10 protein-coding genes and 1 pseudogene are annotated in these 10667 nt (G+C 62.8%); 6 read left to right on the top strand and 5 right to left on the bottom strand.

Features of this window, described 5'->3' with window-relative positions:
- Positions 1-32 precede the first annotated feature (32 nt).
- Positions 33-2722, bottom strand: a pseudogene (gene acnA / locus EOA85_RS16755) (aconitate hydratase AcnA).
- 285 nt (positions 2723-3007) lie between these two features.
- On the opposite strand from acnA, the gene ccmA reads away from it, so the two are divergent.
- The 5 genes from ccmA to EOA85_RS16730 all read left to right on the top strand — a co-directional run bounded on the left by ccmA (position 3008) and on the right by EOA85_RS16730 (position 6621).
- Positions 3008-3616, top strand: a complete 609-nt coding sequence (gene ccmA, locus EOA85_RS16750; RefSeq protein WP_127210458.1) for a heme ABC exporter ATP-binding protein CcmA — start codon at positions 3008-3010, stop codon at positions 3614-3616.
- A gap of 52 nt (positions 3617-3668) precedes the next feature.
- Positions 3669-4334: a heme exporter protein CcmB gene (ccmB, locus tag EOA85_RS16745; RefSeq protein WP_127210457.1), complete on the top strand. Its 666-nt coding sequence runs from the start codon at positions 3669-3671 to the stop codon at positions 4332-4334.
- Between the two features lie 482 nt (positions 4335-4816).
- On the top strand, positions 4817-4984 hold the full coding sequence (ccmD, locus tag EOA85_RS16740; protein ID WP_029349414.1) for a heme exporter protein CcmD: 168 nt from the start codon (positions 4817-4819) through the stop codon (positions 4982-4984).
- Positions 4981-5559 carry a DsbE family thiol:disulfide interchange protein gene (locus EOA85_RS16735; RefSeq protein WP_127210456.1) on the top strand — a complete coding sequence of 193 codons (579 nt, stop codon included), beginning with the start codon at positions 4981-4983 and terminating at the stop codon, positions 5557-5559. Before ccmD ends, EOA85_RS16735 begins: the two co-directional genes overlap by 4 nt.
- 15 nt (positions 5560-5574) lie before the next feature.
- Entirely contained in the window at positions 5575-6621 is a 1047-nt protein-coding gene (locus EOA85_RS16730; protein WP_127210455.1) for a DUF2332 family protein, read from the top strand.
- A 93-nt stretch (positions 6622-6714) separates the two neighbouring features.
- Here EOA85_RS16730 and EOA85_RS16725 read toward each other — a convergent pair whose 3' ends face one another.
- Positions 6715-6882, bottom strand: coding sequence for a hypothetical protein (locus EOA85_RS16725; RefSeq protein ID WP_082982266.1), 168 nt, complete (start codon positions 6880-6882; stop codon positions 6715-6717).
- Between the two features lie 295 nt (positions 6883-7177).
- Between EOA85_RS16725 and EOA85_RS16720 the strand changes: the two genes are divergently transcribed.
- A complete protein-coding gene (locus EOA85_RS16720) occupies positions 7178-8095 on the top strand; it encodes an SMP-30/gluconolactonase/LRE family protein (RefSeq protein WP_127210454.1) in 918 nt (305 codons plus the stop codon).
- A 69-nt stretch (positions 8096-8164) separates the two neighbouring features.
- Here the strand turns inward: EOA85_RS16720 and EOA85_RS16715 are convergent, their stop codons facing one another.
- From EOA85_RS16715 to ftsY, 3 genes are all read right to left on the bottom strand, one after another.
- Positions 8165-8785, bottom strand: a complete 621-nt coding sequence (locus EOA85_RS16715) for a pyridoxamine 5'-phosphate oxidase family protein (RefSeq protein WP_065007272.1) — start codon at positions 8783-8785, stop codon at positions 8165-8167.
- 16 nt (positions 8786-8801) lie between these two features.
- On the bottom strand, positions 8802-9476 hold the full coding sequence (locus EOA85_RS16710; RefSeq protein ID WP_127210453.1) for a septation protein A: 675 nt from the start codon (positions 9474-9476) through the stop codon (positions 8802-8804).
- A gap of 61 nt (positions 9477-9537) precedes the next feature.
- The coding region (ftsY, locus tag EOA85_RS16705; RefSeq protein ID WP_245485820.1) for a signal recognition particle-docking protein FtsY at positions 9538-10667 on the bottom strand (1130 nt) is incomplete at its 5' end.

Raw genomic sequence — 10667 nt, 5'->3', positions numbered from 1 at the left:
AGACAGCCCTACTCCCTTACTCCCCTAATTTCCTATGCCGCCAGATCGCGCAGCACATATTGCAGGATGCCGCCGTTCTTGAAGTAGTCGAGCTCGTCCAGTGTATCGATACGGCAGATGATCGGAATGTTCTTCACCCTGCCGTCGCCATAGGTGATCTTCGCGACCATCTTCTGGCGCGGCTTGATGGCGCTCAGTCCGTCGATCTCGACCAGTTCGTCGCCCTTGAGATTGAGCGACGCCCATGAGGTGCCCTCCTCGAAGACGAAGGGGATGACGCCCATGCCGACCAGGTTCGAGCGGTGGATGCGCTCGAACGACTGAGCGATGACGGCGCGAACACCCAGGAGGTTGGTGCCCTTGGCCGCCCAGTCGCGCGACGAGCCGTTGCCGTATTCGACACCGGCGAAGATGACCAGCGGCACGCCTTCCTTCTTGTACTCCATGGCGGCGTCGTAGATCGATTTCTCTTCCTTCGACGGATAGTGGATGGTGTAGCCGCCCTCGCGGCCGTTCTCGCCCAGCATGTGGTTGCGGATGCGGATGTTGGCGAAAGTGCCGCGCATCATCACCTCGTGATTGCCGCGCCGTGTGCCGTATTGATTGAAGTCGGCAACGCCGACGCCATGGTCGGTTAAGTATTTGCCGGCCGGCGAGGCCGCCTTGATCGAGCCGGCCGGCGAGATATGGTCGGTGGTGATCTTGTCGCCGAACAGGCCGAGCACCCGGGCGCCCTTGATGTCGCCGATTGTCCCGAAGCCTGACGTCATCCCGGCAAAATAAGGCGGGTTCTGCACATAGGTCGAATGGTCGTCCCAGGCGTAGGTCTGGCCTTCCGGCGCCTTGACGTTCTGCCAGTATTCGTCGCCCTTGAAGACGTCGGCATATTTGCGGGCGAACAGTTCGCGCGTCACGTTCTTCTCGATGAACTCCTGGATCTCGACCGAGCTCGGCCAGATGTCCCGGAGGTAGACCGGGTTGCCGTCACGGTCCTCGCCAAGCGGTTCGGTGGTCAGATCCTTGGTCACGGTCCCGGCCAGCGCGTGGGCGACGACCAGCGGCGGCGAAGCGAGGTAGTTCGCCTGCACATCGGGCGAGACGCGGCCTTCGAAATTGCGGTTGCCGGAAAGCACCGCGGCGGCAATCAAACCTTTATCGTTGATGGTCTTGGAGATCGGCGCCGGCAACGGGCCGGAATTGCCGATGCAGGTGGTCAGCCGAAGCCGACCAGGTTGAAGCCGATCTGGTCGAGTTCCTTCTGCAGGCCGGATTTCTCCAGATATTCGGCGACGACCTGGCTGCCCGGCGCCAGCGATGTCTTGACCCACGGCTTCTGTTTGAGCCCGAGCCGGTTTGCGTTGCGCGCCAAAAGCCCGGCGCCGATCAGCACGCTCGGGTTCGAGGTGTTGGTGCAGGAGGTGATGGCGGCGATCACGACATGGCCATGGCCGAGATCATAGTTGGTGCCTTCGACGGCATAGCGCTTGTCGATTTCGGCGGCTTTCTTGTATTCGGTCTCCATCGCCTTGGCAAAGCCGTCCGGAATGCCTTCAAGTGCTACGCGGCCTTCCGGACGCTTGGGGCCGGCCATCGACGGCACGACACTGCCGAGATCGAGCTCGAGCAGATCGGTGAAGACCGGATCGGCCGAGCCTGTATCGCGCCACATGCCTTGCGCCTTGGCGTATGCCTCGACCAGCGCGATGCGGTTTTCCTCGCGGCCGGACATGGTGAGGTAGCGGATGGTTTCGCCATCAACCGGGAAGAAGCCGCAGGTGGCGCCATATTCGGGGGCCATGTTGCCGATAGTAGCGCGGTCGGCCAGCGTCATGTTGGACAGACCCGGACCGAAGAACTCGACAAATTTGCCGACGACGCCCTTCTTGCGCAGCATCTGGGTGACGGTGAGCACGAGGTCGGTGGCGGTGACGCCTTCCCTCAGTCTGCCGGTGAGGCGGAAGCCGATAACTTCGGGCAACAGCATGGAGACGGGCTGGCCGAGCATGGCGGCCTCTGCCTCGATGCCGCCGACGCCCCAGCCGAGCACGCCAAGGCCGTTGATCATGGTGGTGTGCGAATCGGTGCCGACGCAGGTGTCGGGATAGGCGGTGGTTTCGGCGCTTTCAGTGTTGGTCCACACGACCTGGCCGAGATATTCGAGATTGACCTGATGGCAGATGCCGGTGCCGGGCGGCACGACGCGGAAATTGCGGAAGGCCTGCTGGCCCCATTTCAGGAATTTGTAGCGTTCTTCGTTGCGCTCGTACTCGAGCTCGACATTGCGGGCGAAAGCCAGCGGCGTGCCGAACTCATCGACGATGACCGAGTGGTCGATGACCAGGTCGACCGGCACCAGCGGATTGATCTTTTGCGGGTCGCCGCCAAGCGAGGCCATGGCATCGCGCATGGCGGCCAGGTCGACCACGGCCGGAACGCCGGTGAAATCCTGCATCAGCACACGGGCCGGCCGATAGGCAATCTCGACGCCGGCGGTTCCCCTGTCGGTCAGCCAGCCGGCGACCGCCTGGATGCTCTCCTTGGTGACGGAACGGCCGTCCTCGTTACGCAGCAGGTTCTCCAGCAGCACCTTCATCGAATAGGGCAACTGGGCGATGCCGGTGAGGCCGTTCTTCTCGGCCTCGACAAGGTCGTAATAAACATACTCGGTTCCGCCTGCGGTCAGCGTGCGGCGGCAATTGAAACTATCGAGGGATTTTGACACGTGCGATCCGTCCTTGTCTGTTCAGCCTGAAAGGGAACGGACGCCGATGGCATGCAATCACGCGCAAAGGTGCGGGTACGGCCATTTCCGCTGTCCGTTCCCAGCCAACCCGAGCCGTTCAAGGCGGCGCGTACGCTGGTTCGGCGCTAATTCGCTTCCCGTGCCGACCGCTGGCACGGATGACCCGGATATAGAGAATTTCCTGGAATAGTTCTAGACAGTCGAAAGGCTATTTTGTGCGATGCGGCAGCTGCCGTGACGCGGTGTTCTCGGGACGGGCAAGGAATGCGGCTGATCGCCGAAAATCTGGGCGGCGAACGCGGCGGCGAGGCGGTTTTTTCCGGCATTAACTTTGCCCTTGAGAAAGGCCAGGCGCTGATCGTCACCGGGCCGAACGGCGCGGGGAAATCGACACTGCTCAGGGTGGTCGCAGGGCTGCTGCCGGTGGCGGCAGGCCGTTTGCTTATCGAAGGTGGCGGCGAGGATCTCCCCTCGGTCGCCTCGGCCTGCCACTATCTCGGTCACCAGAACGCGATGAAAACGGCGCTGAGCGTGACTGAAAATCTGCGCTTCTGGCGCGGTTTTTCGGGCGCGGATTTTTTGAGCGCTGAAGCGGCGCTGGAAATGGTCGGCCTTGATGGTATCGGCCATCTGCCGTTCGGCTATCTCTCCACCGGGCAACGCCGCCGCGCGGCGATCGCAAAATTGCTGGTCAGCCGGCGACCGCTGTGGCTGCTCGATGAACCGACGGCCGGGCTGGACAAGGCTTCGGAAGAGCGATTCGCCCGATTGATGACGCAGCATCGCGGAGAGGGCGGGATCATCATTGCGGCAACGCATTTGCCACTGGGGCTCGAGGGGGCACAAGCGCTGGTGATGGGGGAAACTGGGTAATGTCGGCATTCCTTCGCGCCCCCCTCTGCCCTGGGCAAGGGCGTCTCACACCATGCTAGCCCTCTTCCTGCGCGATATCCGCCTGAGTATCCGGGCCGGCGGCGGGGCGCTGACCGGCGTGATCTTCTTTCTCGCGGTGATCGCGACGATCCCCTTCGGTGTCGGACCGGATCTCAATCTGCTCGCCCGCATCGGCCCGGCGATCCTGTGGATCGGCGCCTTGCTCGCTTGCCTGCTCGGTCTCGACCGATTGTTCCAGGCCGACCGGGAAGACGGCTCCCTCGATCTGCTGGTGCTCGGCAACGACCGGCAGATGCTGGCGCTGACCGTGCTGACGAAATGCCTGGCGCATTGGGCGGGAAGCGTGCTGCCGCTAGTCATCGCGGCACCCTTGCTCGGCCTGTTCATGAATATGGAGCCGATCGGCATCGGCGCCACGGCGCTGACCCTTCTGGTCGGCACGCCGGCGATCACCTTCATCGGCGCTGCCGGTGCGGCGGTGGCGGTGGCGCTGCCGCGCGGCGGGCTGCTGATCTCGGTGCTGGTGCTGCCGCTGACCATTCCCGTGCTGATCTTTGGCGTGTCGGCAAGCTATGGCGCGGTGGCGAACCCCGATCCGTTCCTGCAGCCTTTCCTCATCCTCGCCGCGCTGACCTTGTTTCTTGCCGTGCTGGGGCCGGTTGCGGCAGCGTTGGCGCTGCGCCATGGGGGGGACTGATGTGGCCGCTACGCGAAGAAAATCCGATCTTTCTCCAGACCATCTACGGCAACTATCCGGACCTGTCTTCTGTCGAGATCACCAAGGCCGAAATCAGTCGAGACGGGCCTAGCCTGCACCTGCATTTTATATCGACCCGTCTCCCCTACCGGCCTCCCGTCAAAGGGGAGCATTCAACGCGGCGTATTTTGAACTCGCGTTCGAAGGTGTCGAGTCAATCAGCGTTCGGAAATTCCAGAGTCATGACAGGAGCGCAGTCAGAATGTGGGACGACGCGGGCAAAATTCTGCTCACCTGCGAAGGAGCTGTCAGGCTGTCCATGACATGCCAGTTCATGCGTATAATCAAAATATCCAGTCTGCTGCAGTCGCAATAGATGAACTTCCGATTCTTAGTGACCGCAAATCCGCCGCAGACGCCGTTCATTGCGACGAACAGCCAGTGCAGCTATGAACTTCGCTCAAAAAGCCTTGGATCGAGAAATGAGCGTACACGCCCTTTATGTGACCGCTGCCTATGCCATCACGGCCGTGGTTCTGGCCGGGCTGATCGGCTGGATCCTGTTCGACCAGCGTGCGCGCAAGAGGGACCTCGCCGAGTTGGAAGCGTCCGGCGTGCGGCGGCGCTCCGACAAGGCGGGGAAATCATGAGCATGCAAACGGAAACGCCAGCGCGCGCGCGGCGCCTGATCGTGCTTTTGCCGCTGCTGATTTTCCTCGGGCTGGCGGGACTGTTCCTGACGCAGCTGCTGTCCGGCCGCGACACTTCGGAAGTGCCATCGGCACTGATCGGCCTGCCCGCGCCGCCGACCAACCTGCCGGCGCTGGAGGGCATGAATTTGCCCGGGCTCGACTCCAAGCAGTTCGCCGGCGAGGTTACGCTGGTCAACGTCTTCGCGTCGTGGTGCGGGCCGTGCCGCGACGAGCATCCGGTGCTGCTGGCGCTGTCGCAGGACAAGCGCTTCGTCATCGCCGCGCTCAACTACAAAGACCAGCCGGAAAACGCCCGCCGGTTCCTCGGCAATCTCGGCAACCCGTTCCAGGCGATCGGCGTCGACGCGGCGGGGCGCGCGGCAATCGACTGGGGCGTCTACGGCGTGCCGGAAACCTTCGTCGTCGGCAAGGACGGCAAGATCGCCTACAAGCATGTCGGCCCGCTGACGCCAGGCTCGGCGCAGACGCTGCTTTTGCCGGAGGTGGAGAAGGCGCTGGCCGCTCCGGACTGAGACACCGGAAACGCGATGGACGAGCGAGACATCCGCGAGCATTTTCTGGCGCAGGCGAAAGCCTGCGATGGACTTGGCTCGCCTTTCACCGCGAATTTATGCCGTGCGCTGGCCAAGGTTCTCGACGCAAACACCAGGACCGGGCGGGCGGTGCTCGGCTGGCCGGGCGACGCGCGCGCCGACGGCCTCGCATTGCGGCTCTGCGGCGCACTGCATGCGTTGGTCCTGACGGGTGGCAGTGAGCGGCTGGCAGTGATCTACCCGCCCAACCAGACAAGCGTATCCGAGATCGCGGCGGTGCTGCCGGAGGCAATTGCGCGATCCGACGAGCAGATCGTCGCCGGACTCGCCGGCGCGCCGCAGACCAATGAAATCGCCCGGTCGGCGATGCTGCTGCCTGGATTTCTGACGATCGCGCGGGAATCCGGCCTGCCGCTGGACTTGTGCGAGATCGGTGCCAGCGCCGGGCTCAATCTCCTGTTCGACAGCTTTCACTACCGCTACGGCGATGCCGAGTGGGGAGACCCGGCCTCTCCCGTCCGGTTGGCACCGGAGGTGCGCGGCCACGCTGTTCCACTTGGAGGAGCGATCAACGTCCGCCATCGGGCTGGCTGCGACATCGCGCCGGTCGATGGCGCCGACGCAGCAACGCGGGTACGGCTTCGGTCTTACGTCTGGGCCGATCAGACGGCACGGCTGGCCCGGCTCGACGCCGCGCTGTCACTTGCCGAAAAGTTTCAACCGCTGCTTGTCAAAGCGGACGCGGCGGATTTTGTCGAGAAGGCACTGGCCGCACGGCAGCAGCAGGGCGGCGCCTTCGTGCTCTATCATTCGATCATGTGGCAATACCTGCCGCGGGCGACCAAGGATGCCATCACCGCCACGCTGCAGCAGGCGGGCAGAGAGGCCACGGCCGTTGCGCCTATCGCAAGGCTGCGGCTGGAGCCGCGCGATCCCACCAAGCAGTGGGCGGTACTCAGCCTCACTCTATGGCCCGGCGGCGAGACACGCCGCCTAGCCAATTGCGATTACCACGGCCGCTGGATCGAATGGATTGGCTAAGCCGAATCAAACCGTTCTGGTTGCGCATGATCTCGTCCGAAAGTCTGCAATTTTTTGCTGCGCTGACCTTCGGTTCGGGATCATGCGTTCGCCTCAGCCGTAGATCTGCTTGTGGACCTGGTAGAGCATTTCGCTGCGGTCGGCGCGCATGTCGGCCAGATCGCGGCTGGAAAAGGAGTCTATTTCGGCGATGAGGCGGTTGTATTGCCGGCGCTTGGCGATGCTGGCGCGAGCGCGGCTCATGAGGTTGTCGAGAATCATAGCGAGGTTCCTTCTGTGCCGCATTGTTGCGGCAGGTTGTTCCTCCCTGATCGATATGGAGCATGACATAGTTATGGTGCGTTGCAAAAGAAGATGTTGCAATGCACCATTGCACTGAGCGCATAGCCGGTTAACGGCCATGAGCGCCGTCGTTTAGGCCCGTCATTGAGCAAGGGCGGCCTTGCCGCGTTTCGCCCCAATGTCTCAAGATCTGATATCAACGATCTTGCCATATCGATCTCCGGCTGGCTTGATCGCCCCGGCACTTAGCGATTTGCATGACCGGGAGAAAACCATGGCCGCCGAAGACTACGAGATTCTCGATCCGCGTTTTGCGCGACTGTTCAACAGCAATGCGCAGGTGGACAAGCTGTTCACCGGATGCCGGTGGGCGGAAGGGCCGGCCTGGTTTGCGGCCGGCCGTTATCTGGTGTGGTCCGATATCCCCAACAACCGCATGCTGCGCTACGACGAGACCGATGGCAACGTCAGTGTGTTCCGGCAGCCGTCCGGCAATTCCAACGGCAACACCGTCGACCGGCAGGGCCGGCTGGTCACTTGCGAGCATTCGGGCCGCCGCGTCAGCCGCACCGAGCATGACGGCTCGATCACCACCATCGCCGACAAATGGCGCGGCAAGCGGCTGAACTCGCCCAACGACGCGGTGGTCAAGTCCGATGGCTCGATCTGGTTCACAGACCCGACCTACGGCATCGATACGGATTATGAGGGCGACAAGGCCGAGAGCGAGATCGGCGCCTGTCATGTCTACCGGGCTGACCCCGGCACCGGTGAGATCGAAGCGGTGATCACCGATATGGTCAGGCCCAACGGGCTTGCCTTCTCGCTCGACGAGAGCAAGCTCTATGTCGTCGACACCGGTCGCACGCATGGCGCCCAGAATCCGGCGCATATGCGGGTATTCAATGTCGACGAGGGCGGCAGGAAGGTATCCGGCGGAAATGTCTTCGCCGACTGCACGGCCGGCCTGTTCGATGGCTTCAGGCTCGACGATCAAGGGCGGATCTGGACGAGTGCCGCCGACGGCATCCATTGCTACGATCCGGACGGAACGCTGATCGGCAGGATCAAGGTGCCGGAAGTCGTCGCCAATTGCGTGTTCGGCGGCAACAAGCTGAACTGCCTCTACATCGCCGGCACGACCTCGCTCTACATGGTCCGGCTGATGGTCAACGGCGCAAAGACCTACTGAGCGGCCGCCAAGCAATATGCAAGCGAGCACATTGCTATGTCTTCTCGGGCGGATCGCGCCCGAGCAGATTTACCACATGGTGTGTTTGTATTCTTCGTCCAGCCAGCGGTCGGTCGCCTCGGCCGAATCGGCGAGCGCCAGTTGGTCGCGCAGGATCTGGCCGAGCGTCGGCAACGTCGCGCGGTCGTACCAGGTTTCCGGCTTCCACAAATCGGAGCGCATGAAAGCCTTGGCGCAATGCATGTAGGCGGCCTTGACCGTCACCAGGACGACGCTTTGCGGTTCCTTGCCGTCGACGGCGAGCCGCTCGCGCAAAGCCGCATCGACGGTGATGCGGGCATCGCCGTTGACGCGCAGAGTCTCATTCATGCCTGGAATGAGAAAGAGCAGCCCGACCGAGGGGTTGAGAAGAATGTTCTCCAGAGTGTCGAGCCGGTTGTTGCCGGGCCGGTCGGGGATGGCAATGGTCTTCTCGTCAAGCACGGCGGCGAAGCCCGGTCTGTCGCCCTTCGGCGTCACATCGGCATTGCCGGCGCCGTCGGAGGAGCCGATCAGCACGAACGGGCTTTTGCCGATGAAGGAACGGCTGTGGCCATCCAGCGCCTTCAATTCCTTGCGGATCGAGCCGTCGGTCGGCCGAGGCGTCTTGTAGATCGTTCTCAGCACCTCGCGCGTGGTGACGAATTCCATGCCCTCTCCTTAACCGTTACTTGCCGGCCTTCTCTTCGTTTCCGGTCTTACCTTCAAGCGAATGGCGCATGATCAGCGGCATCTGGCTGAAGGTGAAAAGAAGCGTGATCGGCATGATCCCCCAGACCTTGAAGGTAACCCAGGTGTCGGTGGAAAAATTCCGCCAGACCACTTCGTTGACAAGGGCCAGAAACAGGAAAAACAGGCCCCAGCGGAAGGTGAGTTTCTTCCAGCCCTCGGCATCGAGGCTGAAAGCCGAATCGAAGACGTAGCCGAGCAGCGACTTGCCGAAGAACAGCCCGCCGAGCAGCACGCCGCCGAACAGCATGTTGACGATGGTCGGCTTCATCTTGATGAAGATGTCGTCCTGCAGATAGAGCGTCAGCGCGCCGAAGACGAAGACGACGACGCCCGAGACCATCGGCATGATTGGCAAGGTGCGGGTGAGCAGCCAGGAAGCGATCAGCGCGATCGCCGTCGCGGCCATGAACAGGCCGGTGGCGACGAAGATCGGCCCACCGAATTCGGCCAGCGCCGGAAATTTCTGTGTCAGCCATGCGCCGCGCGCGTTGGCGAAGAAGAACACCATCAAGGGGCCGAGCTCCAGCACCATCTTGAGCAGCGGATTGACGCCTTCCTTCTTCTGTTTCTGCGGGTCGGACGGGTCGCGTTCGAGGATGCGCGGGTTCATAGGCTTTCCTTCTTGCGCATGATCCTGTCCAAAAAGTCTGCGACTTTTGGGATCATGATTGTTACGCTACTCCAGCGATCGCCCTGGCGAACTCGCTTGCGGAGAATGGTTCGAGGTCGTCGACCTGTTCGCCGACGCCGATGAAATAGACCGGCAATTTGTGCTTTGCCGCGATCGCCACCAGAATACCGCCGCGTGCCGTGCCGTCCAGCTTGGTCATCACCAGGCCGTTGACACCGGCGACATTGCGGAAGATCTCGACCTGGTTGAGCGCGTTCTGGCCGGTGGTGGCGTCGACCGTCTGCAGCACGGTGTGCGGCGCCTCCGGATCGAGCTTGCCCAGCACCCGGACGATCTTTTCCAGTTCCGCCATCAGCTCGGTCTTGTTCTGCAGCCGCCCGGCGGTGTCGATGATCAGCACGTCGGAGCCGGCTTGCTTGGCCTGTTCGAAGGCGTCGTAGGCAAGACCTGCCGCATCGGCGCCAAGCTTCGAGGCGATGACCGGCGACTTGGTGCGCTCGCCCCAGATCTTCAACTGCTCGATCGCCGCGGCGCGGAACGTGTCGCCGGCTGCGAGCATCACCGATAGGCCGCCATCGGTGAGCTTTGCCGCCAGCTTGCCGATGGTCGTGGTCTTGCCGGTGCCGTTGACGCCGACGACAAGGATGACATGCGGCTTGTGGCTGAGGTCGAGCTCCAGCGGCAAAGCGACATGGGTCAGCACCTTCTCCACTTCGGTCGCCATGATGGCACGGACTTCTGCCTCGGAGACGTCCTTGCCGTAGCGGCTGGCGGCCAGTGAATCGGTGATGCGCAGGGCCGTTTCCATACCGAGATCGGCGCGGATCAGCACGTCCTCCAGATCCTGGAGCGTGTCCTCATCCAGCTTGCGCTTGGTGAAGACGCCGGCGATGTTGCCGGACAGTTCCCGGGAAGAGCGGGCAAGCCCCTCCTTCATGCGCTGGAACCAAGAGCGTTTCGGTGCCGGTTCCGGCGCCTTCTGCGGCCCGGCTTTCTGCTCGACCTTCTTGGTTACGGTGACCTTGCCGGGGGCGGGCTTTGGCTCCGGCGGCGGCTGCGGAACGGCCTCGCGCTTTACCTCCCCCTCGATGGGGGAGGTCCCGAGCGAAGCTCGGGGGTGGGGGTGACTGGCGCCGGCGCTGTCACTCCACCCCGCCGCTTCGCGGCCAC

Source organism: Mesorhizobium sp. M5C.F.Ca.IN.020.29.1.1 (assembly GCF_003997375.1).
GTDB classification, from domain to species: Bacteria; Pseudomonadota; Alphaproteobacteria; order Rhizobiales; family Rhizobiaceae; genus Mesorhizobium; species Mesorhizobium wenxiniae.
This window is presented reverse-complemented; position numbering and strand designations above follow the sequence as displayed.

Excerpts from the sequence above, each read along its gene's own strand:
- EOA85_RS16725 (WP_082982266.1), bottom strand. The coding sequence starts at position 6,882 with ATGATTCTCGACAACCTCATGAGCCGCGCTCGCGCCAGCATCGCCAAG.
- EOA85_RS16730 (WP_127210455.1), top strand. The coding sequence starts at position 5,575 with ATGGACGAGCGAGACATCCGCGAGCATTTTCTGGCGCAGGCGAAAGCC.
- ccmB (WP_127210457.1), top strand. The coding sequence starts at position 3,669 with ATGCTAGCCCTCTTCCTGCGCGATATCCGCCTGAGTATCCGGGCCGGC.
- EOA85_RS16720 (WP_127210454.1), top strand. The coding sequence starts at position 7,178 with ATGGCCGCCGAAGACTACGAGATTCTCGATCCGCGTTTTGCGCGACTG.
- EOA85_RS16715 (WP_065007272.1), bottom strand. The coding sequence starts at position 8,785 with ATGGAATTCGTCACCACGCGCGAGGTGCTGAGAACGATCTACAAGACG.
- EOA85_RS16710 (WP_127210453.1), bottom strand. The coding sequence starts at position 9,476 with ATGAACCCGCGCATCCTCGAACGCGACCCGTCCGACCCGCAGAAACAG.
- EOA85_RS16735 (WP_127210456.1), top strand. The coding sequence starts at position 4,981 with ATGAGCATGCAAACGGAAACGCCAGCGCGCGCGCGGCGCCTGATCGTG.
- ccmD (WP_029349414.1), top strand. The coding sequence starts at position 4,817 with ATGAGCGTACACGCCCTTTATGTGACCGCTGCCTATGCCATCACGGCC.
- ccmA (WP_127210458.1), top strand. The coding sequence starts at position 3,008 with ATGCGGCTGATCGCCGAAAATCTGGGCGGCGAACGCGGCGGCGAGGCG.